The organism is Rugamonas violacea, from assembly GCF_016461825.1.
Classification (GTDB): domain Bacteria; phylum Pseudomonadota; class Gammaproteobacteria; order Burkholderiales; family Burkholderiaceae_D; genus Rugamonas.
The window spans coordinates 1-26,590 of the sequence record NZ_JAEMNU010000057.1; the positions used below are offsets into that span (position 1 = coordinate 1).

A 26,590-nucleotide genomic window follows, 5' to 3' on the forward strand; every position below is an offset into this window, starting at 1 on the left:
CTGCTGAATAGTGTTTCACTGCCCGTCTTTGCTCCGCCCCCTGTACGATTACGAGAAATCAGATGACGCGACAACTATCCTGACACAGGGGGATGGCGCACGGCGCCGCTGTGGGGCGCCGGTCTACTGCGCCAGATGAACGAGCGCGTCGGTTATCTACACGACGGCCGCGCCCGCGATCTGCAGGAGGCCATCCTGTGGCACGGCGGCGAGGGCGGGGCGGCGCAGCGGCGCTATGTGCGGCTGTCGGCCAAGGAGCGCGACGCGCTGCTGGTCTTCATCAATTCGCTGTAGGTGGTTGCCGCCGGTGTTCGCGGATGAATCGATGAAGTAAATTTGCAATTATTTTGAAGAAAGCGCTTTTTTCTTATGTTGAGATAAGGTCGAATTTTTTGTCCGATTATTCGATTTTTTAACTAAATTAGTTTTATTTTGCAAGCTTTCAGACTTATTTTGTTTCTTTATGGTAACGGACGAGCTGTTGTGATTTTCGCTTGCCGCGTCTATTTTTAACGAGTTTCCATCGTTTGTGGCGGCTGCCGCGGAATCGTGGGCAGAAACAATTCTGGACCCTACCTTGTCTAACGCTGTAGGGTCGGCGCTTGCATTTTCTCGCATCCCTATTTGACGCAGAGAAAAGGTTTTATTAAAGTCTTCGCGCGAAATAGGGGTGGTATTTTTTTGCAAAACCTTAAGAATATTGCGTTTCATAGTTCAATTTCCTTTTCTGCCATATAGCGCTCGAGTAAGGCCCAGCTAGTCGAATCTGATTTTGTTTTGAAAGACAGATGTACCGACTCCCCTTTTTTCATCCACTCCTCGCGCCCTTTTTCTGTAAAAACCAATTCGCTAATAAGAAGAAAATCTTTAAATTCTTGTGATAGCTTAGGCCTTACATTCATGGGTATGAGGGCGTCGAAGCCCATGGTGGCCCAAACGTAATATCCGCGCATCGGGTAATCTTTCGAGTAAAAAGATTCATAATTCCCGATCGCGTATACCTCTATGCTTTCGATAGGGTATTCTTCCAACGCCTTCTTGGCCGCAAATATCTCTCGTATTACGCATCTGGTTCCAATCCCAAGAGCGGAAAACTCATTCTTTAACTCTAATGCATCATTGGATAATAGATATGAATACGTGGTGTCGTCTATGCTAATCAGGCGTCTGACCATATCGCTGACGAACATAGGATTCTTTACCCTAAACTCAATTGCCCCATCCTTACTCACGACCAATATTTCGCTCCCTTTGGGAGCGCCGGTAAGCATGATTATCTCTTCTTCAGAAAGAAATTCGTCACTGTCCTCAAGCTGGACATCAACCACAACGCTGCCATTGTCAAACCATTTGGCATAGGTGGAATCCAAGCTGGTGGCTCCTCAATCTAAAGAATTGTTTGGAATGCTGCCATTGTTAAGCATTTCGCTTGACCATTTTCACATACTCACAGCGTCCAGGCAAAGGCTCTGACTCGCGCCGCCCGTTTGTTGTATGGGGGTTTGTCGCTGTTCCAGTGGATCGAAGGCTGATACTACGCTTTCCCGCGCGCCATGGTGCGTTTGGTGCATGGCCATGCGCGGTGGTTGACGCTGCGCGAGCGTGGCGCGCAGCGGCCCGGTGTCGCCGCCTACCTAAAGTGCACCTCTAAAAACCGTCATTCCGCATCGGTGGACCGCCGAGCAGGCGGGATTCCATACCCGCACGCTCATTGGCTCAGCATGGGTTCCCGCCTGCGCGGGAACGACAATTTGGTGGTTTTTCGAAGTGTCCTAAACTCGACGTGGCGCATTCCCTTCAACGGGGACGGCATCTTTCGCCGCTACCCCATGGACGAATCGTCCGCCCGTTCAGGCCGCGCTGCTGACCGGGAAACCGGCCGCGACAATGGCCTCGCTGATCCGCGCCAGCGCGCTGGCCGATTCCACGCTGACCTGCTTGCTGGCCAGGTCGACCTGCACCGTCGCGCCGGCGTCGACCGCCAGGACGGCCTTGGTGACAGTGCCGACGCAGTGACCGCAGCTCATGTTTTCCACTTGTAGTTGGTACATCGTCCGACTCCTTAAATAGTTTCGATAGCGTCACTGTAGCCCTTCCCGCCATGGGAAGGTCAAGCGTCATCGCGAAAGGAATCGGTGGGGAAGGGCCTTGCTTCAGACGTCAAGCTTGGACAGGTCGACGCTGACCAGCGCCCAGATGCCGCCGGCATAGTCCGGCTCCTTGGACAGCTCCTCGAACGGCGAGGGCCGGATCTCAAAGGCGCGGCCCAGCCGCAGCATGGTGCCGACATGGCCGTAGATGGCCTGGGTGACGTTGCGCATGGCGTTGTCGACCGTGTCGCCGGACGAGGTGCAACCGGGAATGTCAGGCACCGTCACCCCGTACTTGCGGCGGCTATCTCTCTCGCTGTCGGCCTGGATCAGGATAGGGATGTCCATGGTCTTACCTCGGTTGCGATGGCTAGTCTGAGCGGTGAAAATTCCTGCGTTGACTGTAGTGTCATACAGGTTGCCGCCGGTATCAAGCACTTTCGTGCTTGGGGCCGCATGCGTTGGTTCCGCTGATTACCCTGCGGAACCAACGCTGGCAAGGCTGCCAATGCTTTGTTTTTGCTAGCTATTTCCCGAAAGTCAGGCCGCCGCGCCAGCCCCGGCGCTGCCGGGCGGCTTCCCGCGGCAGTTTTTCGACCACCGTGCCGGCCGCGCGCCGTACGCGGCCGCCGCCGCCGCGGCGCTGTGCTGTTCGACCGGCGGCCGGCGCCCTAGGCCAGGGCGGCCGGCGGCTGCGGCAGCCAGCCGTGGCCGCGATACCAGGCCAGCGTGTCGGCGATGGTTTGTTCGAGCGGACGGAAGCGCAGGCCCAGCTCGCGTTCGCTCTTGGCGTGGTCGAAGTGGCTGCGTCCGGCCTCCTTCACCATCAGCCGCACCGTGGCCAGGCTGAGCAGCACGGGCTTGCCGCTGACGCGGGCGTACAGCTCCTGCGTGGCGGCCAGCGCGTACAGCAGCGGCAGCGGCAGCCGGCGCGTCGGCGTCTTCACGGCGGCGAGCCGGCCCAGCAGCGGCACCAGCTCGCCCATCGTCATGTGGCGGCCGGCCGCCAGGTAGCGCTCGCCGCGCCGTCCCCGCTGCGCCGCCGCGATCTGCGCCAGCGCCACGTCGCGCGCGTCGACGACGGAAAAGCTGCCGGGCACCAGGCCGGGCAGTTTGCCCAGCACCACGTCGTTGACGAACTGGCCCGACGAGGTGGGGCCGATGTCGGCCGGTCCCCACATCCAGCCCGGCAGCACCAGGCTGGCGTGCATGTCGGCGTGGCGCGCCAGGAACGCCAGCACGGCCTCGTCGGCGAGGATCTTGCTGCGGTAATAGTCGTCGGCGTCGGCCGGCGCGCGCAAACAGGCCTCGTCGATGGGCCGGCCCGGTTCGCCGTTGAGCACGGCGATCGNGCCCCTCGACGAGGTCTGCACCAGGCGCCGCACGCCGGCCAGGTAGGCTTGCTCGATCAGCGCCCGCGTGCCGTCGACGTTGATGCGCTGCAGCTCGGGCCAGTGGCTGCCGCCCTTGTAGTTGTCGCGGAAGTAGGCGGCGGTGTGGAACACCACGTCGCAGCCGACCATGGCCGGGGCGAAGGCGGCCACGTCGGCCATGTCGCCCCGCACCAGCTCGACGCCGGCCAGGCCGGCGAATTGCTGCTCGCCCTTGGCCGGCGAGCGGACCAGGGCCTTGACGAGCACGCCGCGGGCGCGCAGCTCGCGCACCAGGTTGTTGCCGAGCAGTCCGGTGGCGCCGGTGACGAAGGCGCGCTTCAGTGTGTGGGTTTGGGGCATGGGACGCTTTCAAAGTTCATATGATATGCGAATGTAACGCGATCTATTTCGAATATCAAGTGATATTTGAAAAGCGCGGCATCCGGCCGCGCCATCGAATCCGAAACTCGGCCGAACTCCAGGACGCGTGTGATATCTTTACGCCCATGAAACCAAGCACCGCCGTTCCATCCATCCCATCGTCCGCCGTGCCGCGCCTGAGCCGCGAGCAAAGCCAGGCGCGCACCCGCGAGCGCTTGATCGAGACGGCGCGCCAGCTGTTCGTCGCCAACGGTTACGGCGGCACCTCGCTGCGCGACATCGCCGAGCAGGCCGGCTATTCGCAGGGGGCGTTCTACTCCAACTTCGCCGGCAAGGAGGCGGTGTTGCTGGAACTGTTGCGCCGGCACATGGAGGCCGAGGCGCTCCAGTTGGCCGGCCTGACCGGCGACGACGGGCGCAGCCCCGAACAGATGCTGGCCGGGCTGGAGGCCTGGGCCGCCACGTTGAACCACGACGCCGACTGGGCCATGCTGTCGATCGAGTTGCAACTGCACGCCGGCCGCAGCCCGGTCTTCGCCGTCGAGTACCAGCGGGTGTGGCAGCGCCACCGCGCCGCGCTGGGCGGCGTGATCGCCGCGCTGTTCCGCCAACTGGGCCGCACGCCGCCGGCCGCGCCCGACGAGCTGGCGGCCGGCTTCATGGCGCTGGCGCACGGCCTGGCGCTGCAAAGAGGGGCGGGGCGGCCCGACCCGTCGGGCCGCTTGATCCTGGTGTTCCTGCGCGGGCTGCTGGCGACGTAAAAAAGCCCCGCGTGCAGCGCTGCGCGCGGGGCTTTCTGGGCGTTGCCGGCACGCGGCCGGCGTCTGCCTGCTACAACCTTACAGCACTTCGCTGGCGTGGTCCGCCAGGCGCGAGCGTTCGCCGCGCGCCAGGGTGACGTGGCCGCTGTGCGACCAGCCCTTGAAGCGGTCGACCACATAGGTCAAACCGCTCGAACCCTCGGTCAGGTAAGGCGTGTCGATCTGCGCGATGTTGCCCAGGCAAAGGATCTTGGTGCCCGGACCGGCCCGCGTGACCAGGGTCTTGACCTGCTTCGGCGTCAAGTTCTGCGCCTCGTCGATGATCAGGAACTTGTTCACAAACGTGCGGCCGCGCATGAAGTTGAGCGACTTGATCTTGATGCGCGAACGGATCAGGTCCTGCGTCGCCGCACGGCCCCACTCGCCGCCGTCGGAGTCCGACTTGTTGAGCACTTCGAGGTTGTCGTCGAAGGCGCCCATCCACGGCGACATCTTCTCCTCCTCGGTGCCCGGCAGGAAACCGATGTCCTCACCGACCGGCACCGTGACGCGGGTCACGATGATTTCGTTGTAGAGCTTGGTTTCCAGCACCTGCGCCAGACCGGCCGCCAGGGCCAGCAGGGTCTTGCCGGTGCCGGCCTGGCCGAGCAGGGTGACGAAGTCGCATTCCGGATTCATCAACAGGTTCAAGGCGAAGTTCTGCTCGCGGTTGCGCGCCGTCACGCCCCACACATTGTTCTTGTTGTGGCTGAAATCGCGCAGGGTCTGCAGCACGGCGGTCTTGCCGTTGATCTGCTTGACCTGGCCGTAGAACGGCGCTTCGCCGTTTTTCGGTTCGAGGAAGATGAACTGGTTGACCAGCATCGACGGCACGAACGGGCCGGTGACGCGGTAGAACGTGGCGCTCTGGCCGCCCTTGTTCTCCTGCCAGGACTCCATGTCCTTGCCGTGCTTGTTCCAGAAGTCGTCCGGCAGCTGCACGATGCCCGAGTACAGCAGGTCGGTGTCTTCCAGCACGTGGTCGTTGAAGTAGTCCTCGGCCGGCAGGCCCAGGGCGCGCGCCTTGATGCGCATGTTGATGTCCTTCGACACCAGCACCACCGGACGGCCGGCCTGCTCCGCTTCGAGCGAGCGCACCACGGCGAGGATCTGGTTGTCCGCCTTGCCGACCGGCAGGCCGACCGGCAGGTCGGCGCTTTGCAGGCGGGTCTGGAAGAACAGGCGGCCCTTGGCGTCCTTGTTGCCCAGCTTGGACAGCGGGATGCCTTTTTCGATGGCGTCGTCGTCGGTGTTGGAGACCAGGCCGTCGAGCGTGCGCGAGACTTGGCGGGCGTTGCGCGCCACCTCGGTCATGCCCTTCTTGTGGTTGTCCAACTCTTCCAAGGTCATCATCGGCAGGTAGACGTCGTGCTCCTCGAAGCGGAACAGCGACGAGGGGTCGTGCATCAGCACGTTGGTGTCGAGCACGAACAGCTTGGTCTGGCCGGTCTGGTCGGCGTGGCGGCTGGTGGACGACTTCAACGGCACTTCGTTCGGCTTGTGCTTGGCCGGGTGCGGCGCCTCGGCGACCACCGGGGTCAGCTTGCCACGGCCGGCCGGGGTGGCCTTGGCCTTGACCGCTGCCGGCGCCGACACCGACACCGGCGCGGCGGCGACGACGACAGGCGCGGCGGCCTTCAGCACGGCGGCCACCGGCTTGCCCTTGACGGCGCTTTTCGGCGCGGCCTTGGCGGCGGCGACGACGGCGACCGGCGCCGGCTTGAGCGCCTTGGTGGCCGGCGTCGCCTTGACCGCGGCGGCCTTGACCGGCGCGGCTTTGACAGACGCCGCTTTCTTCGGCGCGGGCGCTACGTCCACCACGGACGCTGGACGCGTCCCTGTCGATGTTGGGTAATCTTTCGCCAGCAGTATAGTCGCTGGCTTACTTGGTAGTTTTGGCAGTGGCATCAGGATCTCAATCAAAAAATATCTGGAAGAATCCGCCCATGGGCGAGGCACACGCGCTTGCGTGCTCCTGGTCGCCGAATGGGGTGGATGCGAGGTAAAACGGAATATAAGGCTGCCAACGGGCGCTCATCTGGCCCGGGGAAAGTACCGCGTGGCGACCGGCTGGCCGCCAGGGAGGGTAGGGAGAGGTACAGTGTTGACTCAAAATCAGGCTGATGCACTCAAAGTTCTGCTGCGGTTGGGCAACTCTTCTGGAAAGGCTGCAACGCGCATTAGTCCTGACGCGCTACAAATTCCAGCACTTCGTCGACGTGACCTGCTACCTTCACGCCTCTCCATTCTTTCACCAATCGGCCCTGGGCGTCAATGATAAACGTGCTGCGCTCGACGCCACGCACGGTCTTGCCGTACATCTGCTTCATCTTCATGACGCCGAACTGCAGGCACAGCGCCTCGTCCGGGTCGGAGATCAGCTCGAAGGGCAGGCCGAGTTTGGCCTTGAAGCTTTCATGCGAGCGCAGCGAGTCGCGGCTGACGCCGTAGACTTCCGCGCCGGCCGCCGCGAACTGCGGGTGCAGGTCGCGGAAGGCCATGTTTTCGGTGGTGCAGCCGGGCGTGTTGTCCTTCGGGTAGAAGAACAGCACCGTGTGGCGCGCCGGCCGGCCGCCCAGGCTAAAGGTCTGGCCGCTGGTCATGGCGGCGGAAAAATCGCTGACCGGGGTGTCGGGTGCTACGGATTGGCTATCAGCCACAGGTTCTCTCCTGAACGGTGAACATCAGCGCTGTCGGGGGCCTGCAGCGCAAGCAGGCGAAACTCGTTGGCGGGGCGGCTGGTGCGTCAACACACCGTCGTTCCCGCGAAGGCGGGAACCCATACGCCGCAGGCTGTCCAGCGCCGCATGGATTCCCGCCTTCGCGGGAATGACGGGTCCTTAACTCAAGGTTGGCGACGCCGGTCCCTGCACCATCAGCCGGCCGGAACGTCCCGGCAGCTCGCCCCAGGTGATCGGGCAGACCGGCATCGGCTGGTCCTTGACCTTCTGGTACAAATCGGCCATCGAGGCCAGTTGGTAGCCTTGCGCCTTCCACCCCGCCAACAACTGCTCGAAGATGGGGGCGAGTTTTTGTCCTTCAAGTTCGGCGTGCAAAGTATACACGTGGTCGCGCGCGGCGCCCTCGGTCAACTTGAGCAGGAAGGCGGCGATATTGCCGGTTGTGATCGTGAGGCCGTCGATCTCGCGGCCGAGCAACTCGTCGAGCGTCGGCAGGGTGGTCGGCAACTGGATGCAGGACAGCACCTTGTCGCCGTCGGCCAGGCGGTGCGCACCGGAGGCCGGATCGGCCAGCCGGCCGTCCTCGCGCAGCACGGCGCGGCCGTCCGAGGCGTAGGCGTAGCCGGCCGTGTCGTGCTCGGCGAAGGCGGCGGCGTTCATCTGCCAGCCGGCCGCGCCGTGGGTCAGCGGCGCCGTGCCGAACACCTGGCTGAAACGGGCGGCGGCCTTGCGCATCATCTTGACGGTCCAGTCGGCGCCCTTGTCGGCGACGTTGTCCTGCCACAGCACGTGGTCCCAGGTGTGGATGCCGCATTCGAAGCCGGCGTCGCGCACCTCGCGCATCTCGGCGGCGCAGTCCTTGCCGATGTCCGGTCCCGGCAGCAGGGTGCCGTACATCAGCGTCTTCAGGCCGTAGTGCTCGACCACCGAAGTGCGCGAGACCTTGCTGAAGAAGCCGGGCCGCAGCGCGCGGCGCAGCGCCCAGCCGGTGTGGTCCGGGCCGAGCGAGAACAGGAAGGTGGCGTGGGCGCCGTGCGCCGACAGGGTGCGCACCAGGTTGCGTACGCCCTCGCGCGTGCCGCGGTAGGTGTCGACGTCGATTTTCAGCACCAGCAGCGGCGCCCGCCGCTGCTGTGTGCCGGGTTGCAGGTCTGCGGTCAAATCATCAATCCATCAAGGCCTGGGCCTGGGCCACCTGGCCACGGTAGGCGTCGAAGATCTTCTTCAGCGCGTCGGCCATGTTGGTGGTCGGCGCCCAGTTCAGCTCTTCGCAGGTGTTGGTGATCTTCGGCACGCGGTTCTGCACGTCCTGGTAGCCGGCGCCGTAGTAGGCGCCCGAGGTGGTCTCGACGATCTTGACCTGCTTGGCGCCGGTGGCGTACTCGGGGTAGTGGTGGGCCAGCTCCAGCATCATGCCGGCCAGTTCGCGGATCGAGTAGTTGTTGACCGGGTTGCCGATGTTGTAGATCTTGCCGGAGGCGGCGCCGTCCTTGTTGGCGATGATCGCCATCAGGGCGTCGATGCCGTCGTCGATGTCGGTGAAGGCGCGCTTCTGGGCGCCGCCGTCGACCAGCGAGATGTTCTCGCCACGGACGATGTGGCCGAAGAACTGGGTCACCACGCGCGACGAGCCTTCCTTCGGCGTGTGGATCGAGTCGAGGCCGGCGCCGATCCAATTGAACGGACGGAACAGGGTGAAGTTCAGGCCTTCCATGCCGTAGCCCCAGATCACGCGGTCCATCAGCTGCTTGGCGTTGGAGTAGATCCAGCGCGGCTTGTTGATCGGGCCGCAAATCAGTTCGGAGTTCTCCGGGTCGAATTCGGCGTCGTGGCACATGCCGTAGACTTCCGAGGTGGACGGGAACACCAGGTGCTTGCCGTACTTGGCGGCCGAGCGGACGATCGGCAGGTTGGCCTCGAAGTCCAATTCGAACACGCGCAGCGGCTGCTTGACGTAGGTCGACGGCGTGGCGATCGCCACCAGCGGCAGGATCACGTCGCATTTCTTGACGTGATACTCGACCCATTCCTTGTTGATGGTGATGTCGCCCTCGAAGAAGTGCATGCGCGCCTTGTAGGCCTCGTTCTCCAGCACGTCGGTGATGCGGTCGGTGCTCATGTCCATGCCATAGACGTGCCAGTCGGTCGTTTCCAGGATGCGTTTCGACAGGTGGTGGCCGATGAAGCCGTTGACGCCGAGGATGAGGACTTTTTTCATGGGATATTCTCTGGTTATGTTCATTGTCCGCTGGCGGATGCGGCCAGGCGGGTGTGCAACTGCTGGGCCGAGACGGCGGCGCCGTCGGCCGACAAGGCTGAAATCGTGAGCATGCGGCCATCGCCGCACACGCCAAAGATGCAATTATCCACTACTGCCAAGCCCGCTGGCAAACTTAGCGCGGCAACGTTGCTTATCTGTTCACTCGACTGCTTGCCGAGGCGGGCCCGCTCGATGACGTAGCGTACACCGGCCAGGTCGGTGAAGGCGCCCGGGTAGGGCGGCGCCACGGCGCGGTGCAGATTGTAGACCTGTTGGGCCGGCTGGCTCCAGTCGATGCGGCCGTCCTCGGGCTTGCGGCCGCCGAAGTAGCCGCCTTGGCTGAGGTCGTTGACCAGGCGCGGCGCGCGGCCGGCCAGCAGCGCCGGCAGCACCGTCCACAGGGTTTGCTCGGCCGCCACGGTGACCTTGCCGAACACCTCGAAGGCGCTGTCGTCGGGCAGGATCGGCACCGCCGTCTGCGCCACGATGGCGCCGGCGTCCGGCTTGACGGTCATCTCGTGCAAGGTGGCGCCGGTGGCGTCGGCGCCGTGCAGCACCGCCCAGTTGACCGGCGCGCGGCCACGGAAGGCGGGCAGCAGCGAACCGTGCATATTGTAGGCCGGCGCCAGCGCCAGCAGCTCGGCCGGCAGCATGTTGCGGTAGTAGAAGCTGAACATCAGGTCCGGTTGCGCCGCGCGCACGCTGGCCAGCAGCTCGGCCGACTTGGCGTCGGCCGGCGTGAGGTAGGCGATGCCTTCGCTGCGGCACAGCGCAATGACCGACTCGAACCAGATGTTCTCGTCGGCGCTGTCCTCGTGGGTGACCACCAGGGCGACGTCGACGCCGCCGGCCAGCAGCACCTTCAGGCAGCGCACGCCGACGTTGTGGTAGGCGAACACCACGGCGCGTTGGCGCCGCGCCGCCGGCCGCACGGTCGCGCCGCTCATCGGCCCACCGTGCGTTTTTCCACCGCCTCGGCGGCGGCGGGCGGTTGGCCCGGGGCCGGCTGTTGCAGGATGGTTTGCACCACGTAGCGCGGCCGGGCGCGCACCTGTTGGAAGATGCGGCCGATGTATTCGCCCAGCAGTCCGATGCCGAACAAGATCACGCCCATGAAGAAGAAGGCGATGGCGAACAGGGTGAACAGGCCCTCGGCCTCGGCGCCGAGGAAGACGCGGCGTATCAACAGGGCCAGCACCAGCAGGCCGGAGCCGATCGCCAGCAGCATGCCCATCATCGAGAACAGTTGCAGCGGCACCAGCGAGAAGCCGGTGACCAGGTCGAAGTTCAGCCGGATCAGGCTGTACAGCGAGTATTTCGACTCGCCGGCCGAGCGCTCCTCGTGCTCGACCAGGATCTCGGTCGGCTTGCGGGCGAAGCGGTAGGCCAGCGCCGGCACGAAGGTGTTGACCTCGCCGCACTGGTTGACCAGGTCGATGACGTTGCGGCCGTAGGCGCGCAGCATGTTGCCCTGGTCGGTGATCTTGATGTTGGTGATCTTCTCGCGCAGGTGGTTCATCGCCTTCGAGGCGTAGGTGCGCCAGGCCGAGTCCTGCCGCTTGCGGCGGATCGAACCGACGTAGTCGTAGCCCTCGCGCATCTTGGCGACCAGGTGCTTGATCTCCTCGGGCGGGTTTTGCAGGTCGGCGTCGAGGGTGACCATGATCTCGCCGCGCGAGGCCTCGAAGCCGGCCAGGATCGCCATGTGCTGGCCGTAATTGCCGTTGAACAGCACCACGCGGGTGACGTCGGGCCGGGCGCGGAACTGCTCGGCCAGGATGGACACCGAGTTGTCGCGGCTGCCGTCGTTGACGAAGACGATTTCGTAGCTGGCGCCGAGGGCGTCGAGCGCCGGGTACAGGCGGTCGAACAGGGCCTGCAGGCCGGCCTGCTCGTTGTAGATCGGGATGACGACGGATAATTCTGGTTTCATTGCGAAGACTTTACTTGGTCAGGATGGCCTTGACGGCGGCGACGGCGCGCTCGACGTCGGCCGTGGTCATGGCGTAGAACATCGGCAGGGTGACGGTCAGGCGGCCGATCTTCTCGGACACCGGGAACATGCCCTCGGTGAAGCCGCGTTCCCGGTACAGGGTGAACAGGTGGATGGGCGCGTAGTGGAAGCCGGTGCCGACGTTGAACTCCTCGGCCATGCGGCGCATGAACTCGGCGCGGGTGCCCGGGCCCTTGTCCGGCAGGATGATCTGGAACAAATGCCAGTTGCTGTTGTCGAAGTCGGCCAGCGGCAGCTGGGCCCCGGTTTGCGCCTCGAACTGGTCGCCGAACCGGGCGAAGTAATGGCGCGCCAGCGCGCGGCGGTGGGCGGTGACCGCCTCGATGTGGGCGAACTGGCCCAGGCCGATGGCGGCGGTGATGTCGGTCATGTTGTACTTGCCGCCGAGCACGTCGACGTCGATGCCGTCGACGCCGCTGCGGCTGACGCCCTGCAGGCGGTAACGCTCGGCCAGGCGGGCCTCGTCGGCGTTGTTGAGCACCAGGCAGCCGCCTTCGCCGGTGGTCAGGTTCTTGTTGGCCTGGAAGCTGAACGAGACGAAGTCGCCGAAGCTGCCGATGCGCTTGCCGTTCCAGCTCGAACCGAAGGCCTGGGCGGCGTCCTCGACCACGCGCAGATTGTGCTTTTTGGCGATGGCGTACAGGCGGTCCATGTCGACCGGCAGGCCGGACAGGAAGACCGGGATGATCGCCTTGGTGCGCGGCGTGATGGCGGCCTCGACCTTGTCGAGGTCGATATTGCGCGTCACCGGGTCGATGTCGGCGAACACCGGCGTGGCGCCGACTTCGATGATGACGTTGGCCGTGGCGACCCAGGAGATCGAGGTGGTGATGACCTCGTCGCCGGGGCCGATGCCGGCCACGCGCAGCGCGATCTCCATGGTGCAGGTGCCGGAGTTGAAGGTGCGCACCGGCCGGCCGCCGAAGTACTCGGACAACTGGGCCTCGAAGGCTTGCACTTTCGGGCCGCTGGTGATCCAGCCGGAGCGCAGCACCTCGCCGACGGCGGCGATGGTGGCCTCGTCGATGGAGGGTTTGGAGAAGGGCAGGAAAGGCAGGGCAGGGCTCATTCTGGGGTCACTCACAGGTAAATTCGGGTCGGTCGGCCGGCTGGGCAGCCCCGGGGCAGCGCATATTTTAAAGCGTTATCGATTTGAGGGGCGAAATTGTTAATCGCCTGTCAGTAATGCTTATTGAAAGAGCAATGGTTCAACTGCGCGCCAGCAGGGCCACGCCGAGCAGGATGATGCCGATGGCCAGCAGGCGTTGCCAGCTCAAGGCCTCGCCGAACAGATACCAGGCGCCGACGGCGGTGACGACGTAGCCGAGCGACAGCATGGGGTAGGCGATCGAGACGTCGACCCGCGACAGGGCGATGATCCACAGCACCACCGAGGCGACGTAGCAGGCCAGGCCGCCGATGATGGGCAACTGGGTCGCCACCTTCAGGCCGATGCCGAACCAGTTGTCCAGCGTCAGGTGGATGGCGCCGACGTTGCGGGTGCCGGCTTTCAGCAGCAGTTGGGCCAGGGCGTTGAGCAGCACGCCGCTGACGATGAAACTAAAAGTTGCGATGTTCATATTGTTTGCTTGTGGTGTGGTGTGGTGTGGTGTGGTGTGGTGTGGTGTGGTGTGGTGTGGGTTGGCGGCATGGGCGCCGGTTACGCGGTGGAACCCCACGGCGTGCAGCCGGGGTCGGACCCGCCGGGTCCGACCCCAGGGGGTGTCCCGGGGTCGGGCCGGCGCCGCCGGCGCCTTGGCCAGGATAAGCCGGATCAGAGGTTGGCGACCACCATGCGGCGGGTGTCCTCGGCGACGACGCGCATCGGCACGCCGCGTTCCTTCAACTCCTTGTAGGTGTCCTGCTCCATGATGGCCAGCGCCTTGACGCCGGCGTTGGCGGCCTCGGTCCACCGCTCGACGAAGCCGTCGACGGTGGGGATGGACAGCTCGGGCTGCTGCTCCAGGCCGAAGGTGAATTCGTCCCAGTAGTCGACCAGGATCACCGTGCGGCGCAGGTAGAAGGTGAGCGACTGCTCGTAGGTCGAGACCGAATAGATCTTGGTGTCGGCGGCCAGCTCGGCCTGGATGGCCGGGGTCAGCGCGGCGCCGGCGCGCATCTTGCCGTAGGGCTCGAAGCCGGCCAGGATCAGCTGGGTGGCCAGGAAACCGGCCACGGCCAGCGTCAGCACGGTGGCGTCGCGGCGCAGATGGCGCGCGTGCATCAGCGCCAGCGCGCCGCCGCCGGCGGCCAGCAGCGCGGCGGCCAGCACCCAGGGCTGGTAAGCCTCCAGCAGCGCCGTCTCGGACGGGTGGCGCACCTCGATGTTGAGCATGCCGGGCACGAAGGCCAGGCCGCCCAGGCCGACGGCGATCAGCAGACCGGCGGCCAGCATGCGCTGGTGGCGCGAGGCGTTTTCCAGGTAGACGGCGACCAGCAGGGCCAGCGCCGGGAAGACCGGCAGGATGTAGCCGGGCAGCTTGGAGCTGGAGTAGCTGAAGAAGAAGAAGATGAACACCGCCCACACCAGCAGCATCAGCTTGGGCTGGAAGGTGCCGCGCTCGCGGCGCAGCGCGGTGAACAGGCTCTGCGGCAGCACGCCCAGCCACGGCATGATGCCGGGGATCAGCATGACGAAGAAGTAATACCAGGCGCCCTCGCGGTGGTGGGTCTTGAGCAGGAAGCGCTCGAAGTGCTCGTGGATGAAGAAGAAGTGCGGCTGCTCCGGGTTCCGCAGCGCCACCAGCACGAACCACGGTGTGGCGATGGCGAAGAACAGCAGCAGGCCCTTGACCAGGTGCAGCCTGGCCCAGATGGCCCAGTCGCGCGCCGCCAGGGTGTAGAGCACCAGCACGGCGCCCGGCAGCACCAGGCCGATCAGGCCCTTGGCCAGCACCGCCAGCGCCATGCCGGCCCAGCAGACCAGCATCCAGTTGCGCCGCGCGGCGGCGCCGGCGTCGTCGCGCTGGGCCAGCAGCAGGGCGCACAGGGCGATCGTGGTCATGCCCGACAAGCTCATGTCGAGCGAGTCGATCTGGCCGCAGGCCACCCAGAACAGGCTCGAACCGAGCGCCAGCGCGGCGTAGAAGCCGGCGCGCGGGCCGAACACCTTGTGGCCGGCGTAGCCGGTGAGCAGCACGCCGCTCAGGCCGCACAGGCCGGTCCACAGCCGCGCCTGCCAGTCGCCCAGGCCGAAGGCGGCGAAGGACAGCGCGTTCATCCACGCCTGCAGCGGCGGTTTCTCGAAGTATTTGATGCCGTTCAGGCGGGTGGTGACCCAGTCGCCGCTGGCGAGCATCTCGCGCGCCATTTCGGCGTAGCGGCCCTCGTCGGGCGGCACCAGGGTGCGCACGCCGAGCACGTAGAGCCAGACGATGACGAAGGCCGCCAGCAGCGACCAGACCAGTTTGCGGGAGTTGTACAGGTCGTTCATCAGTTGGCCGGTGGCGCGCGGTCGATGATCAGCGCCAGGGTGACCTTGCGGCCCTCGCCCATCAGGATGTTGTAGGTGCGGCAGGCGGCCTGGCTGTCCATGCACTCGACGCCGATGCGGCGCATGGTCAGCGCGGCGGTCAGCTTGGGATGGATGAAGCGCTGGCGCGCGCCGGTGCCGAGGATCACCACGTCCGGCGCATCGGCCAGGATGTCGGCGAAATGCTGCTCGGTCAGGGCCTCGAAGGTCGGCGCGCCCCAGGCGCGCGGCGCGCTCTCGGGCATCACCACTAGGCTGTGGTCGTAGTGGCGGGCGTTGATTTCGACCCCGCTCTGATCGTAGCCGGTGACGGTCTGGTATTGTCTGGTGACGCTGGGATGGAGCTTCATGTGTCGTGTTTGCAATGTTGTTGCGCGATAGTGTCGTGATCGCTTACGGCGCCCCCGGCGTGGCCGGGGCGGCAAAAAGAAGCGCCATTGTAGCGTTTTTCCCGTCCGCGCCGCCCGCAAAGGTTGATTAAATGGGATGCTTTCGGCAGAATGGGTCTTTTCGCAATGCAGCATTGGCCTCCGTCCGTCGCCGCTCCGGCGCGACGCGGCGCGGCCGCGCGTTTGTGCGTTTGTTTCACCACGACAGGGATTTACTTTGCGACCGATTCAGAAATCGAACAAATTGGCCGATGTCTGCTACGACATCCGCGGTCCGGTGTTGGAGAAATCCAAGCAGATGGAGGACGAGGGCCACAAGATCACGAAGTTGAACATCGGCAACTTGGCCGTGTTCGGCTTCGATCCGCCCGACGAGATCGTGCAGGACATGATCCTGAATTTGCACAATTCGGCCGGTTATACCGACTCGAAGGGCCTGTTCGCGCCGCGCAAGGCGGTGATGCATTACACCCAGAGCAAGAACGTGGCCGGCGTCGGCATCGACGACATCTACCTGGGCAACGGCGCCTCCGAGCTGATCGTGATGGCCGTCAACGCCCTGCTCAACACCGGCGACGAGGTGCTGGTGCCGGCGCCCGACTACCCGCTGTGGACCGCCGCCGTCAGCCTGTCGGGCGGCACGCCGAAGCACTACATCTGCGACGAACAGTCCGACTGGTATCCCGACATCGAGGACATCCGCAGCAAGATCACCTCGAACACCCGGGCCATCGTGGTGATCAACCCGAACAACCCGACCGGCGCGCTGTACCCGGTCGAGGTGCTGCAGCAGATCGTCGAGGTGGCGCGCCAGCACCAGCTGATCATCTTCGCCGACGAGATCTACGACAAGGTGCTGTACGACGAGGCGCAGCACACCTCGATCGCCTCGCTGGCCGACGACGTGCTGTGCATCACCATGAACGGCCTGTCGAAAAATTACCGCTCCTGCGGCTACCGCTCCGGCTGGATGGTCGTCTCGGGCGAGAAGAAACACGCGAAAGACTACATCGAGGGCCTCAACATGCTGGCCTCGATGCGTCTGTGCGCCAACGTGCCGGGCCAGTTTGCCATCCAGACTGCGCTCGGCGGCTACCAAAGCATACAAGACTTGGTCAAGCCGGGCGGGCGCCTGCTCAAGCAACGCGACCTGGCATACCAGCTGCTGACCGACATCCCGGGCATCAGCTGTGTCAAGCCGAAGGCCGCGCTGTACATGTTCCCGCGCCTCGATCCGAAGATCTACCCGATCGTCGATGACCAGCAGTTCGCCTACGAATTGCTGGAAGAAGCAAAAGTGCTGATCGTCCAGGGCACCGGCTTCAACTGGATCGCGCCGGACCACTTCCGCGTCGTCTTCCTGCCGAACTCGGACGACATGACCGAAGCCTTCGGGCGGATTGCCCGCTTCCTCGAAGGCTATCGCAAGCGCCATAGCCTGGGCTACTAGGCGGCCGCCCCACCCCCGATCAACCGGGCGGACGGTGCGCGCACGAGGCGCGCCGCCCGCCGAGTCACGACAAATGAAACGATATTTATGAATCCCATCAAAGTAGGCTTGCTCGGCGTCGGCAACGTCGGTTCCGGAACCTTCAACGTGTTGCGCCGCAACCAGGAAGAGATCCGCCGCCGCGCCGGCCGCGGCATCGAAGTCACCATGGTCTCGGCGCGCAACATCGAGCGCGCCCGCGAGCGCACCGGCGGCACCGTGCAAGTGGTCGCCGACCCCTTCGAGATCGTCAACCATCCGGACATCGACATCATCGTCGAGCTGATCGGCGGCTACGACCTGGCCAAGCAGCTGGTGCTGCAGGCCATCGCCAACGGCAAGCACGTGGTCACCGCCAACAAGGCGCTGCTGGCCGTGCACGGCAACGAGATCTTCGCCGCCGCCCAGGCCAAGGGCGTGATGGTGGCCTTCGAGGCGGCCGTCGCCGGCGGCATCCCGATCATCAAGGCGCTGCGCGAAGGCCTGACGGCCAACCGCATCGAGTGGCTGGCCGGCATCATCAACGGCACCACCAACTTCATCCTGTCCGAAATGCGCGACAAGGGCCTGGACTTCGACACCGCCTTGAAACAGGCGCAGGAGCTGGGCTACGCCGAAGCCGACCCGACCTTCGACATCGAAGGCGTCGACGCCGCGCACAAGGCGACCATCATGTCGGCGATCGCCTTCGGCATCCCGGTGCAGTTCGACAAGGCCTACGTCGAGGGCATCTCCAAGCTCGACGCCATCGACATCCGCTACGCCGAGCAACTGGGTTACCGCATCAAGCTGTTGGGCATCGCCAAGCGCGCCGTGGTCAACGGCACCGAGGGCATCGAGCTGCGCGTGCATCCGACCTTGATCCCGAGCAAGCGCCTGATCGCCAACGTCGAAGGCGCGATGAACGCCGTGCTGGTGCAGGGCGACGCCATCGGCGCCACCATGTACTACGGCAAGGGTGCCGGCGCCGAGCCGACCGCCTCGGCGGTGATCGCCGACCTGGTCGACATCACCCGCCTGGCCACGGCCGACCCGGAGCACCGCGTGCCGCACCTGGCCTTCCAGCCCAACGAGATGACCGACATCGAGATCTTGCCGATGTCCGAGGTGACCACCAGCTACTACCTGCGCATGCACGTGGCCGACCGTCCCGGCGTGCTGGCCGACCTGACCCGCATCCTGGCCGACGCCACCATCTCGATCGACGCCATGCTGCAAAAAGAGCCGGCGGAGAACGAGACCCACACCGACATCATCATGCTGACCCACCAGACGCAGGAAAAGAACGTCGAGGCGGCGATCAAGAAGATGGAAGCCTTGCCGAGCGTGGTCGGCAGCGTCACCAAGATCCGTCTGGAAAACCTGAGCTGATTGGTTGAGGTGTTTTCGTCGTAGCAAAAAAAACCGGCCGAGGCCGGTTTTTTTTATTGTATAGTGGATCCCGAATTTGAGAGTCACCATCAGCATGGACGGGCGCGGGCGTGCGCTGGACGAATATTTTCGTCGAGCGGTTGTGGCGCAACGTGAAGTACGAGGACGTGTGCCTGAGGGGCTACGCCAACATGGCGGAATTGATGGTGGGCCTGGCGCAGTATTTCGCGTTCTATAACGCGCAGCGACCGCACCAGTTGCTGAGTTATCAGACGCCCGATCAAGTCCATCGCGATGGGATTGGCGGCGGTGTGTTGTTCGTCGACAGGTACGGCGATGACGGCGAGACGCCACAGGAAAAAAGTAGTACAGGGCAGCGCCGAGCAGCTGATGAAGTGGAAATGGGCACAGCTTAAATTAACTGGCAGAGTGTCTTGACTGACGGGGCCACTTTACTACGGACTGACATTTTGTTCCATCTGTAAGCGTGCGCGGGCCGTGGCCTGTTGTAGCCGCTCGGCCAACAGCTCACGCGGCGGCAAGGTAGTCAGGTACTCGGCAACATGGATGCCCGACTTACCCAATTCTAGTAACTCGATCTGCTCAGCCTTTTTACCTGTGCACAGAATGATGCCCAGCGGTGACTCCTCGTTCGGCTCACGTTCAAACCGGTCGAGCCAGCGCAAATATAGCTCCATCTGTCCCTTGTAGGCCGCCTTGAACTCGCCGACTTTCAATTCCACCGCCACCAGTCGACGTAGCTTGCGGTTAAAGAACAATAGGTCGAGGTGGAAGTCTTCACCATCGAGCTGAATTCGTTTTTGGCGAGCGACAAAGGTAAAACCCGCTCCAAGCTCCAGCAAAAAGGATTCCATTTCCCGAATGATGGCTGACTCCAAATCGGTTTCGTGCCACGTGTCGCGTAGGCCGAGGAAATCGAGGACGTAGGGATCGCGCATGAGCAAGCTGGGTGACATGCGCTGCGCGTCGCGCAGTGTTGCAAGTTCCTGCTCTATCATTTCCTGGGGCTGCCGTGATAGCGCCGTGCGCTCGTAGAGCATTGAGTCGATTCGCTCCCGAAGGGTGCGCACGCTCCAGCCTTCGAGGCTGCACATCTGCGTGTAGTATTCTCGTTGCAATGGGTTTTTCAGTGGGATCAGAGCGATGAAATGGGTCCAGCTCAATTGTCGTACCAGTGATACGACAATCTGCTCATCCGGGAAGGTGCAGGCAAATTGCACCATTCGGCGCAAATTCTTTTCCGCAAAGCTGGCGCCATAGTCCCGGACCAACTGCGCCGCCAGTGTCGATACGATTTCCTCGCCGTATCCTGCACGCCGGCCTGTCAGCACCTGCGAGTGAATACGCTGGCCAATGCGCCAGTACAGCATAGACAATTCGCTGTTCACCGCGACCGCCGCGCGCTGGCGCGCGGTATCAATCAGCTCCCGGATGTCACCCAGCAGCGCAGCAGAGGCCGGTACGGATGGCGTTGCCATCTTGCGTCGGGTCATGCTGTTGCCTCCTGATCGTGCTGTGCTCCCACCACCGACTTTCGCCGATCCGCCACCAGTTCCACCACCTGATGCACTGGCGCATCTACAGTGTGGATATAGCGCATAAACACCGCCACTGTCTTGTGCGTGGTCAGCACTATGCCGAACTTGAGCGGGATGCCCGAATTTCTGGCACCCCGCGAACTCCCCCCTCAAAAAAAATACGGGCCTCACTGCTGAGGCCCGGAAAGAGTCTTACATGGTGCTATTACCCGGCATAGCCGGGCGCGGGGGATTACTTCGACGCGACGGTCAACTCGCTTTTGACTTCCTTGACGCCGGGAACCGCCGAGGCGGCCTGGATGACCTTGGTGCCGACTTCGGTGTTGGCGACCGTGCCGCTCAGCACGACCACGCCTTCCTTGGTGCTGACGCCGATTTTTTCGCCCAGCGCCGACTTGATCTGGGCGGTGATGGCGGCGTCGGTGCTGTCGCTGCTGGCCTTGGTGGCGCCGGCCATGGCGGCTTCGGCTTGCGGCACGGCGAAGGCCGGTGCGGCGCCCAGGGCGGCGGTGGACAGGGCGGCGGCAGCCAGCAGACGGGTGATCAGTTTCGAGTTAGTCATGATGTGTTTCCTTTTGCTAGTTGAAGGTGGCAACGCTTTGGCGTTACGTACCTCATAGCAAACGCCGTGCCAGCTATAAAAACATCAAGCATATCAAGCACTTAACGAACTCCTGCCGGGCCGGTCGCGGTTGGCGGCCGATACGGCCCGTCGCCGCCCCGGGTTTTTGTCGTGTGGCGGCGACAGATAAACCGCTTGCATACTCAAGTGTTTGATTTCAAAGGGATTCATCCTGTCGCTCGGGGGCGACAGCGGGCTCGGCGCGGAACAGGCTGGCGTCCAGCTCGTGCTTCTGCAGCAGGCGGTAGAACTCGGTGCGGTTGCGTTCGGCCAGGCGGGCGGCGTCGGCGACATTGCCGTCGGTCAGCTTGAGCAGCTGCACCAGATAGTGCCGCTCGAAGCGCTGCTTGGCCTCTGTGTAGCTGAGCACTTCCAGCGAGGGCACGCGCAGCGCCCGCTGCACCAGCGACAGCGGCACCAGCGGCGCGGTGGCTAGCGCGCAGACGTGTTCCACCACGTTGTACAACTGCCGCACATTGCCCGGCCAGGCGGCGGTGGTCAGCGCCTCCAGCGCGCCGGGGGCGAAGCCGTTGACCCGCTTGGCGTACTTGGCCGCCAGCGTTTGCAGGAAACGGCTGGCCAGCAGGGCGATGTCCTCGCGCCGCTCGGCCAGCGGCGGCAGGGTCAGGGTGATGACGTTGAGGCGGTAGTACAAGTCTTCGCGGAACTGGCCGTCGAGCATGGCCGCCTCCAGGTCGCGGTGGGTGGCCGAGAGGATGCGCACGTCGATCGGCCGCGCGGTGTCCGAGCCGAGCTGGCGCACCATGCGTTCCTGCAACACGCGCAGCAGCTTGACCTGCAGCAGCAGCGGCATGTCGCCGATCTCGTCGAGGAACAGGGTGCCGCCGTCGGCCGCCTGCAACAGGCCCTCGCGCGCCGTGGCGGCGCCGGTGTAGGCGCCCTTGACGTGGCCGAACAGCTCGGATTCGAGCAGCGCCTCGGGGATGGCGCCGCAGTTGACGGCGATGAAGGGCGCCTTGGCGCGCCGGCTGGCGCGGTGGATGGCGTTGGCCAGCAGCTCCTTGCCGCTGCCGCTCTCACCGCGGATCAGCACGCTGGCGTCCGACACGGCGACCAGCTTGGCCTCGGCCAGCAGTTCGGCCATGCACTGGCTGCGGCTGATCAGGCCGGCGCGCCACTGCTCGTCGCCGGCCTCCTGGCCGGGCGCCGGCGCCGACAGGCTGAGCGCCTGGGCGATGCGTTCGAGCAGCACCTTGGCGTCGAAGGGCTTGGTCAGGTAGGCGTAGGCGCCGAGCGAGGTGGCCTCGACGGCGTCGGGGATGGTGCCGTGGGCGGTCAGCAAAATCACCGGCAGCGCCGGGTATTGGGCGCGGATGGCCTGGAACAGCGCCAGGCCGTCGCGGTCGGGCAGGCGGATGTCGCTGATGACCAGTTGCGGCAGTTCGACCGCCAGCCGGGCCAGCGCCGCCTCGGCGCTGGCGGCGGTGCTGACGCGGTAGCCGCTGGCGCCCAGGCGCATGGTGAGCAGGCGCAGCAGGTCGGCGTCGTCGTCGACCAGCAGCAGGTGGGCGCGCGGCGCCGCTGTCGCGGATGAGGCGGGCAGGGCGCTCATTTGGTCGCCGCCGCCGCGTTGGCAGGCGGCCGCGTCGGCAGGCTGCGCTCGATCGCTTTCAGGCCCTCCAACATGTCGCTGAGCTGCTCGTTGCGGCGCTGGCTATCCTTCAACTGCAGGGCCAGCTTGTCGGCGTGCTCGGCCAGCCGGCGCGCCTCGGCGCAGTTGCTGGCCAGCACCTGGCTGAGCGGCTTGAGCGCTTCGGCGTCCGGCTCGGCCGAGGCGGCCACGCTGTCGAGCAGCAACTGGGCGCGCGGCAGGTCGCCGTTGCCGCGCGTCAGCATCAGGATCATCGCCGTTTGCAGCGACAGCTTGGCCGACTTGGGCAGCGCGCCCATGCCGCTGAGTTCCTTGAGCAACTCGCCCTGGCTCATGCGGCGCAGCGCCTGGTGGTAGTTGAGCAGCGGCGCCACCGGGTCGGGCGGCGGCGGTGGCGCCAGCAACACCGGCGCCACCACGATGTGGGCGGGCGGCGGCGTGGCGGGCGCGGCCGGCTTGATGGCGCAGCCGGCCAGCGCGGCCAGGGCGGCCAGCGTGCAGGCGCGTGCCAGGCGCAGCGCCAGGCGGGTGCGGCTTGCCGCTGAGTGAGGGCGCCGGCGCCGGTTGAAAACCATCCAAGGGCGGAGGGCCGGGGTCGGCCCCCCGCCTTGGCGCGTCGGGTCCGACCCCAGATTCACGCCTGTGGGTTGGCTTGAATTGGCGGTACTCATGTCAGGCGGCGAGCGCCAGTGTGTCGGTGTCATAGGGGAGTTCAATCCGGAAATGGGCGCCGCGCGCGGACGGCAGCAGTTGCAGTTGGCCGCCGTGGGCGGCGATGTATTCGTGCACGATGGACAGGCCGATGCCGTTGCCCCGGCGCGCGCCGGGCGGCTGGCGCTGGCCCTGGTAGAACGGTTCGACGATGCGGGCGGCGTCGTCCGGCGCCACGCCCGGCCCCTGGTCGAGGCAGTCGATGCGCAACCGGCCGTCGACTTGCGCCAGCTCGAAACGGACGGCGCCGCCCGGCGGGCTGAAGCGCACCGCGTTCGACAGCAGGTTGCCCAGCGCCACGCCGAGCTGGTCGGCGTCGAGCGCCAGCGGCGGCGCGCTGCCGGCCGCCGTCACCGTCAGGCCGGCGGCCATCCACTGCAGGCGCTGGCCGGCGATCACCTGGGCCAGCAGCGGCGCCAGGTCGGTGGCGGCGCGTTGCGGATGCTGGGCCTGGAAGGCGGCGGCGTTGTAGCGCAACAGGTCCTCGATCTGGTATTGCAGCGAGGCGGTGTTCTGCCGCAGGATGGCGGCGATCTCGCCTTGCTGGACCGAGAGCGGCCCGGCGACGCCGTCCTCGAGCAGGGCGACGCCCTCGCGCAGCGCCGCCAGGGGGGTTTTCAACTCGTGCGAAATGTGGCGCAGGAAGCGCGCCTTGTCCTCCTCCAGGGTGGCCAGGCGCAGGCGCAGCCAGTCGAGCTGGCGGCCGACGCGGCGCAGGTCGGCCGGGCCGCGCACCTCGATGGCGGCGTCGTAGGCGCCGCCGCCGAGCCGGTCGATGGCCGTTTCGATCTGCGCCAGCGGACGCGACAGCCAGGCGCCGAAGCCCAGCGCCAGCGCGGCGGCCAGCATGATCGAGGCCAGCACCTGGCCGGTCAGCACGCCGCGGCGCTGCTCCAGCTCGGCCAGCAGGGCGGCGTTGCGCCGCTCGACCTCGCGTTTGACCTCGTCTTCGAGGCGGACGTGGATGGCCGGCAGCGGCGCCAGCGCGCGGCTCAGCGCCTGCTGGCGGGCGGCGCGCGGGCCGCCGCCGCGCAGCACTTCCCAGGCCGCCGCCGTCTGCCGGCGCCAATCGGCGAACAGCGCCGGCGGCGCCTCCGGCAGGCCGGCGGCCACCGCGTCGAGGGCGGCGCCGGCCTCGCGCCAGGCGTCGGCGTAGCGGCTGCGGAAGGCCGGGTCGTTGAGCACCAGGTACTGGCGCGCGCTGCGTTCCATCGCCAGGCCGCGTTCGGTCAGGCGCTGCGCCTGCTCGCTCAGGGCGATGGCGTGGCGGGCGCCGTCGCGGCTGTGCGCGGCCAGCCGGTCCAGCGTCCACAGCGCATGCAGCGAGGCGGCGCTGAGCAGCAGCGCGATCAGCAGGAACACGCCCAGCAGTAATTGGCGAAACGATAGTCTCGAAGGCATCATCATGGGAAAGGGGGGAGGGGCGGCGCCTGCGCCGGTCCCGCGATGATAGGGGAAAAGCGGCCGGGACCGCGCCCGATTGGCCGGCACCGCCGCTGCCGGTCGCCGTTGCCGCCAGGTCAGTGAGAGCACCCAAAGGCGCAAACCTGGGGACGGACCCGAGGGGGCCGTCCCCGGCTCTGCGCCTTTGGGTGGTTTGATAGCCGCCGGCGCGCCACGGCGATAGTGGTGGGCGCCGATAGCCACTATCCGCACATTCGTATCGGCAAACGGGCAGAATTGCCGCTGCGCCGTCGGCGCGCCCGGCGCCTGTTGCGCGGCGGGCGGACTTGCTGTTTCCAAGGCAACTTTCCCCTTGCGCCCGCCCGCTCTATTCGATTACGCTGGACCGTGTCCGCCGCGCCCCACCCTTGAAGGAATACCATGTCGAATCTCCTGCGCCGCCTGTCGATCCAGCAAAAACTGATGTTGAGCATGGCCTTCTGCCTGCTGTTGTTCCTGCTGATCTCCGCCACGCTCAGCGTGACCATGACCGGCAAGGGCATCCGCCAGCGCGTCGTCGAGCAGGAGCTGCCGGCCGTGGTCGGCGAGATCCGCAACGACATCCTGCGCCAGATCACCGAGCCGCTGGCCGCCTCGCAGGCGGTCACCAACAACACCTTCCTGCTCGACTGGGAGGCCGCCGGCCTGCCCGAGGCGGGCAACGAGGCCTGGCTCAGGTACGCCAAGAAGGTGCGCGAGAAGGTCGGCGCCGCCACCGTGTTCTGGGTCTCCGGCAGCAGCGGCAAGTACTATTCGGAGGGCGGCCAGAGCCGCACGCTGAGCCAGTCGGCCGCCGCCGACCAGTGGTTCTACGGCTTCCTGGCCGGCGGCAAGCCCTACACCCTGGACCTGGACCGCGAGCCCGGCTCCAGCAATTACATGTTGTTCATCAACACCCGCTTCGACGCCGGCGCGGGCAAGTTGGGCGCCGCCGGCCTCGGCCTGTCGGTCGACAAGCTGGTCGAGACCATCCGCAGCTACAAGGTGGGCGTCTCCGGCTACGTCTACCTGGCGCGCGCCAACGGCACGCTGCTGATCCACCGCGACGCCAAGCTGGCTGACGGCAAGCACAACATGAAGGAGCTGCCCGGCTTCGACGCCGCCCTGGTCGGCCAGCTGTTGGGCGGCCAGAAGTTCGCCCACGCCAGTTACGCCGCGCCGGGCGGCAAGCAGATCGTCGCCTCGTCCTTCGTGCCGGAGCTGAACATGTACGTGATCGCCGAGGTGCCCGAGGCCGAGGTGCTGGGCCAGGTGACCCGCTCGGTGACCATTTCGGCGCTGCTGGCCGGCCTGGTCGGCGGCGGCATCGGCATGTTCGTCATCTATTTGGTCAGCCGCGCCATCGCCGCGCCGGTGGCGCGCGCCGCCCAGATGCTCGGCGAGATCGCCGACGGCAACGGCGACCTGAGCCGCCGCATGGCGGTCGAGAGCAGCGACGAGATCGGCGCCCTGGCCGACGGCTTCAACCGCTTCGTCTCCTCGCTCAACCACACCATCCGCGAGGTGCGCGGCAGCACCGAGACCATCGCCACCGCCTCGGCCGAGATCGCCGCCGGCAACCTCGACCTGTCGGCCCGCACCGAGAACCAGGCCTCCAGCCTGGAGCAGACCGCCTCGGCGATGGAGCAGCTGACCTCCACCGTGGCGCAAAACGCCGCCAACGCGCGCAGCGCCAACGAGCTGGTGCAGTCGGCCTCGGGCATCGCCCGCGAGGGCGGCCAGGTGGTCGGCCGGGTGGTCGACACCATGGTCTCGATCAAGGACAGCTCGCGCAAGATCGCCGACATCATCGGCGTCATCGACGGCATCGCCTTCCAGACGAATATCCTGGCGCTCAACGCGGCGGTCGAGGCGGCGCGCGCCGGCGAGCAGGGCCGCGGCTTCGCCGTGGTCGCCTCGGAGGTGCGCAACCTGGCGCAGCGCTCGGCCGCCGCCGCGCGCGAGATCAAGGAGCTGATCGGCGACTCGGTCGGCAAGGTCGACGCCGGCAGCGCGCTGGTCGACGCGGCCGGCGCCACCATGAGCCGCATCGTCGCCTCGGTCGAGCAGGTCACCAGCATCATGGGCGAGATCGTCGCCGCCAGCCACGAGCAGAGCGAGGGCATCGGCCAGGTCAACCTGGCCATCACCGAGATCGACGCCACCACCCAGCAGAACGCCGCGCTGGTGGAGCAGGCGGCGGCGGCCGCCAAGTCGCTGCAGGACCAGGCGGCCAAGCTGGCCGAGGTGGTCAGCGTGTTCAAACTCGACGAGACGGGGCGCTGAGGCGCAAGGCGCCAGCGGCTACAAAAACCACCCACCGGCGAAGAGCCGGGGGGGGGGG

At 65.6% G+C, this 26,590-nt stretch carries 24 protein-coding genes and 2 pseudogenes; 6 read left to right on the plus strand and 20 right to left on the minus strand.

Going from position 1 to position 26,590, the window contains the following annotated elements:
* Positions 1-93: 93 nt before the first annotated feature.
* Positions 94-294 (plus strand): annotated as a pseudogene (locus H7U20_RS12090) (di-heme oxidoredictase family protein); the annotation flags it as partial.
* A gap of 48 nt (positions 295-342) precedes the next feature.
* Here the strand turns inward: H7U20_RS12090 and H7U20_RS12095 are convergent.
* The 5 genes from H7U20_RS12095 to H7U20_RS12115 all read right to left on the minus strand — a co-directional run bounded on the left by H7U20_RS12095 (position 343) and on the right by H7U20_RS12115 (position 3,823).
* Positions 343-711 (minus strand): hypothetical protein, encoded by a 369-nt coding sequence (locus H7U20_RS12095; protein WP_199759403.1) that lies wholly within the window; start codon positions 709-711, stop codon positions 343-345.
* Positions 708-1,370, minus strand: coding sequence for a hypothetical protein (locus tag H7U20_RS12100; protein ID WP_199759404.1), 663 nt, complete (start codon positions 1,368-1,370; stop codon positions 708-710). Before H7U20_RS12100 ends, H7U20_RS12095 begins: the two co-directional genes overlap by 4 nt.
* A 480-nt stretch (positions 1,371-1,850) precedes the next feature.
* The gene (locus H7U20_RS12105) at positions 1,851-2,051 is read right to left on the minus strand and encodes a heavy-metal-associated domain-containing protein (protein WP_199759405.1); all 201 of its coding nucleotides are present in this window, start codon (positions 2,049-2,051) and stop codon (positions 1,851-1,853) included.
* Between the two features lie 102 nt (positions 2,052-2,153).
* Entirely contained in the window at positions 2,154-2,438 is a 285-nt protein-coding gene (locus H7U20_RS12110; protein ID WP_199759406.1) for a type II toxin-antitoxin system HicB family antitoxin, read from the minus strand.
* 323 nt (positions 2,439-2,761) lie between these two features.
* Positions 2,762-3,823: an SDR family oxidoreductase gene (locus tag H7U20_RS12115; RefSeq protein WP_199759407.1), complete on the minus strand. Its 1,062-nt coding sequence runs from the start codon at positions 3,821-3,823 to the stop codon at positions 2,762-2,764.
* Between the two features lie 146 nt (positions 3,824-3,969).
* Here H7U20_RS12115 and H7U20_RS12120 point away from each other — a divergent pair, with 146 nt between their 5' ends.
* Positions 3,970-4,605 (plus strand): TetR/AcrR family transcriptional regulator, encoded by a 636-nt coding sequence (locus H7U20_RS12120; RefSeq protein WP_199759408.1) that lies wholly within the window; start codon positions 3,970-3,972, stop codon positions 4,603-4,605.
* 78 nt (positions 4,606-4,683) lie between these two features.
* On the opposite strand, the gene H7U20_RS12125 is transcribed toward H7U20_RS12120, so the two are convergent.
* From H7U20_RS12125 to H7U20_RS12170, 10 genes are all read right to left on the minus strand, one after another.
* Positions 4,684-6,552, minus strand: a complete 1,869-nt coding sequence (locus H7U20_RS12125) for a PhoH family protein (RefSeq protein ID WP_199759409.1) — start codon at positions 6,550-6,552, stop codon at positions 4,684-4,686.
* Positions 6,553-6,824: 272 nt separating this feature from the next.
* A complete protein-coding gene (locus H7U20_RS12130) occupies positions 6,825-7,304 on the minus strand; it encodes a peroxiredoxin (protein WP_199759410.1) in 480 nt (159 codons plus the stop codon).
* Between the two features lie 180 nt (positions 7,305-7,484).
* Positions 7,485-8,486 carry a polysaccharide deacetylase family protein gene (locus H7U20_RS12135; RefSeq protein ID WP_233410709.1) on the minus strand — a complete coding sequence of 334 codons (1,002 nt, stop codon included), beginning with the start codon at positions 8,484-8,486 and terminating at the stop codon, positions 7,485-7,487.
* Between the two features lie 4 nt (positions 8,487-8,490).
* A complete protein-coding gene (locus tag H7U20_RS12140) occupies positions 8,491-9,543 on the minus strand; it encodes a bifunctional UDP-4-keto-pentose/UDP-xylose synthase (RefSeq protein WP_199759411.1) in 1,053 nt (350 codons plus the stop codon).
* Between the two features lie 20 nt (positions 9,544-9,563).
* Entirely contained in the window at positions 9,564-10,532 is a 969-nt protein-coding gene (locus tag H7U20_RS12145) for a formyltransferase (protein ID WP_199759412.1), read from the minus strand.
* The gene (locus tag H7U20_RS12150) at positions 10,529-11,518 is read right to left on the minus strand and encodes a glycosyltransferase (RefSeq protein ID WP_199759413.1); all 990 of its coding nucleotides are present in this window, start codon (positions 11,516-11,518) and stop codon (positions 10,529-10,531) included. Before H7U20_RS12150 ends, H7U20_RS12145 begins: the two co-directional genes overlap by 4 nt.
* Before the next feature lie 10 nt (positions 11,519-11,528).
* Positions 11,529-12,668, minus strand: a complete 1,140-nt coding sequence (locus H7U20_RS12155; RefSeq protein WP_199759414.1) for a DegT/DnrJ/EryC1/StrS family aminotransferase — start codon at positions 12,666-12,668, stop codon at positions 11,529-11,531.
* Between the two features lie 139 nt (positions 12,669-12,807).
* Complete coding sequence (locus H7U20_RS12160) at positions 12,808-13,179, minus strand: SMR family transporter (protein ID WP_199759415.1); 372 nt, start codon at positions 13,177-13,179, stop codon at positions 12,808-12,810.
* A gap of 194 nt (positions 13,180-13,373) precedes the next feature.
* On the minus strand, positions 13,374-15,032 hold the full coding sequence (locus H7U20_RS12165) for a glycosyltransferase family 39 protein (protein ID WP_199759416.1): 1,659 nt from the start codon (positions 15,030-15,032) through the stop codon (positions 13,374-13,376).
* Positions 15,032-15,421 carry an Mth938-like domain-containing protein gene (locus H7U20_RS12170; RefSeq protein ID WP_199759417.1) on the minus strand — a complete coding sequence of 130 codons (390 nt, stop codon included), beginning with the start codon at positions 15,419-15,421 and terminating at the stop codon, positions 15,032-15,034. Before H7U20_RS12170 ends, H7U20_RS12165 begins: the two co-directional genes overlap by 1 nt.
* A gap of 256 nt (positions 15,422-15,677) precedes the next feature.
* Here H7U20_RS12170 and H7U20_RS12175 point away from each other — a divergent pair, with 256 nt between their 5' ends.
* The 3 genes and pseudogenes from H7U20_RS12175 to H7U20_RS12185 all read left to right on the plus strand — a co-directional run.
* Positions 15,678-16,910, plus strand: a complete 1,233-nt coding sequence (locus tag H7U20_RS12175) for a pyridoxal phosphate-dependent aminotransferase (RefSeq protein ID WP_199759418.1) — start codon at positions 15,678-15,680, stop codon at positions 16,908-16,910.
* 87 nt (positions 16,911-16,997) lie between these two features.
* Positions 16,998-18,320 carry a homoserine dehydrogenase gene (locus tag H7U20_RS12180; protein WP_199759419.1) on the plus strand — a complete coding sequence of 441 codons (1,323 nt, stop codon included), beginning with the start codon at positions 16,998-17,000 and terminating at the stop codon, positions 18,318-18,320.
* 82 nt (positions 18,321-18,402) lie between these two features.
* Positions 18,403-18,736: pseudogene (locus tag H7U20_RS12185) on the plus strand (integrase core domain-containing protein); the annotation flags it as partial.
* Positions 18,737-18,775: 39 nt separating this feature from the next.
* Here H7U20_RS12185 and H7U20_RS12190 read toward each other — a convergent pair.
* The 5 genes from H7U20_RS12190 to H7U20_RS12210 form a co-directional block, all read right to left on the minus strand.
* The gene (locus tag H7U20_RS12190) at positions 18,776-19,834 is read right to left on the minus strand and encodes a PDDEXK nuclease domain-containing protein (RefSeq protein WP_199759420.1); all 1,059 of its coding nucleotides are present in this window, start codon (positions 19,832-19,834) and stop codon (positions 18,776-18,778) included.
* Between the two features lie 277 nt (positions 19,835-20,111).
* The gene (locus tag H7U20_RS12195) at positions 20,112-20,441 is read right to left on the minus strand and encodes a BON domain-containing protein (RefSeq protein ID WP_199759421.1); all 330 of its coding nucleotides are present in this window, start codon (positions 20,439-20,441) and stop codon (positions 20,112-20,114) included.
* Between the two features lie 217 nt (positions 20,442-20,658).
* Positions 20,659-22,074 (minus strand): sigma 54-interacting transcriptional regulator, encoded by a 1,416-nt coding sequence (locus H7U20_RS12200; protein WP_199759422.1) that lies wholly within the window; start codon positions 22,072-22,074, stop codon positions 20,659-20,661.
* On the minus strand, positions 22,071-22,688 hold the full coding sequence (locus tag H7U20_RS30240) for a hypothetical protein (protein ID WP_233410710.1): 618 nt from the start codon (positions 22,686-22,688) through the stop codon (positions 22,071-22,073). The genes H7U20_RS12200 and H7U20_RS30240 overlap by 4 nt, the downstream gene beginning before the upstream one ends.
* 97 nt (positions 22,689-22,785) lie before the next feature.
* Complete coding sequence (locus tag H7U20_RS12210; RefSeq protein WP_199759425.1) at positions 22,786-24,225, minus strand: sensor histidine kinase; 1,440 nt, start codon at positions 24,223-24,225, stop codon at positions 22,786-22,788.
* Positions 24,226-24,648: 423 nt separating this feature from the next.
* On the opposite strand from H7U20_RS12210, the gene H7U20_RS12215 reads away from it, so the two are divergent.
* Entirely contained in the window at positions 24,649-26,532 is a 1,884-nt protein-coding gene (locus H7U20_RS12215) for a methyl-accepting chemotaxis protein (RefSeq protein WP_233410711.1), read from the plus strand.
* The last annotated feature ends 58 nt before the right edge of the window (positions 26,533-26,590 follow it).

What these genes read in the sequence shown, in the direction of transcription:
- H7U20_RS30240 (WP_233410710.1), bottom strand. Translation starts at nt 22,688, where the DNA reads ATGGTTTTCAACCGGCGCCGGCGCCCTCACTCAGCGGCAAGCCGCACC.
- H7U20_RS12120 (WP_199759408.1), top strand. Translation starts at nt 3,970, where the DNA reads ATGAAACCAAGCACCGCCGTTCCATCCATCCCATCGTCCGCCGTGCCG.
- H7U20_RS12155 (WP_199759414.1), bottom strand. Translation starts at nt 12,668, where the DNA reads ATGAGCCCTGCCCTGCCTTTCCTGCCCTTCTCCAAACCCTCCATCGAC.
- H7U20_RS12210 (WP_199759425.1), bottom strand. Translation starts at nt 24,225, where the DNA reads ATGCCTTCGAGACTATCGTTTCGCCAATTACTGCTGGGCGTGTTCCTG.
- H7U20_RS12160 (WP_199759415.1), bottom strand. Translation starts at nt 13,179, where the DNA reads ATGAACATCGCAACTTTTAGTTTCATCGTCAGCGGCGTGCTGCTCAAC.
- H7U20_RS12170 (WP_199759417.1), bottom strand. Translation starts at nt 15,421, where the DNA reads ATGAAGCTCCATCCCAGCGTCACCAGACAATACCAGACCGTCACCGGC.
- H7U20_RS12180 (WP_199759419.1), top strand. Translation starts at nt 16,998, where the DNA reads ATGAATCCCATCAAAGTAGGCTTGCTCGGCGTCGGCAACGTCGGTTCC.
- H7U20_RS12215 (WP_233410711.1), top strand. Translation starts at nt 24,649, where the DNA reads ATGTCGAATCTCCTGCGCCGCCTGTCGATCCAGCAAAAACTGATGTTG.
- H7U20_RS12145 (WP_199759412.1), bottom strand. Translation starts at nt 10,532, where the DNA reads ATGAGCGGCGCGACCGTGCGGCCGGCGGCGCGGCGCCAACGCGCCGTG.
- H7U20_RS12195 (WP_199759421.1), bottom strand. Translation starts at nt 20,441, where the DNA reads ATGACTAACTCGAAACTGATCACCCGTCTGCTGGCTGCCGCCGCCCTG.
- H7U20_RS12150 (WP_199759413.1), bottom strand. Translation starts at nt 11,518, where the DNA reads ATGAAACCAGAATTATCCGTCGTCATCCCGATCTACAACGAGCAGGCC.
- H7U20_RS12165 (WP_199759416.1), bottom strand. Translation starts at nt 15,032, where the DNA reads ATGAACGACCTGTACAACTCCCGCAAACTGGTCTGGTCGCTGCTGGCG.
- H7U20_RS12190 (WP_199759420.1), bottom strand. Translation starts at nt 19,834, where the DNA reads ATGACCCGACGCAAGATGGCAACGCCATCCGTACCGGCCTCTGCTGCG.
- H7U20_RS12110 (WP_199759406.1), bottom strand. Translation starts at nt 2,438, where the DNA reads ATGGACATCCCTATCCTGATCCAGGCCGACAGCGAGAGAGATAGCCGC.
- H7U20_RS12095 (WP_199759403.1), bottom strand. Translation starts at nt 711, where the DNA reads ATGAAACGCAATATTCTTAAGGTTTTGCAAAAAAATACCACCCCTATT.
- H7U20_RS12140 (WP_199759411.1), bottom strand. Translation starts at nt 9,543, where the DNA reads ATGAAAAAAGTCCTCATCCTCGGCGTCAACGGCTTCATCGGCCACCAC.
- H7U20_RS12200 (WP_199759422.1), bottom strand. Translation starts at nt 22,074, where the DNA reads ATGAGCGCCCTGCCCGCCTCATCCGCGACAGCGGCGCCGCGCGCCCAC.
- H7U20_RS12125 (WP_199759409.1), bottom strand. Translation starts at nt 6,552, where the DNA reads ATGCCACTGCCAAAACTACCAAGTAAGCCAGCGACTATACTGCTGGCG.
- H7U20_RS12105 (WP_199759405.1), bottom strand. Translation starts at nt 2,051, where the DNA reads ATGTACCAACTACAAGTGGAAAACATGAGCTGCGGTCACTGCGTCGGC.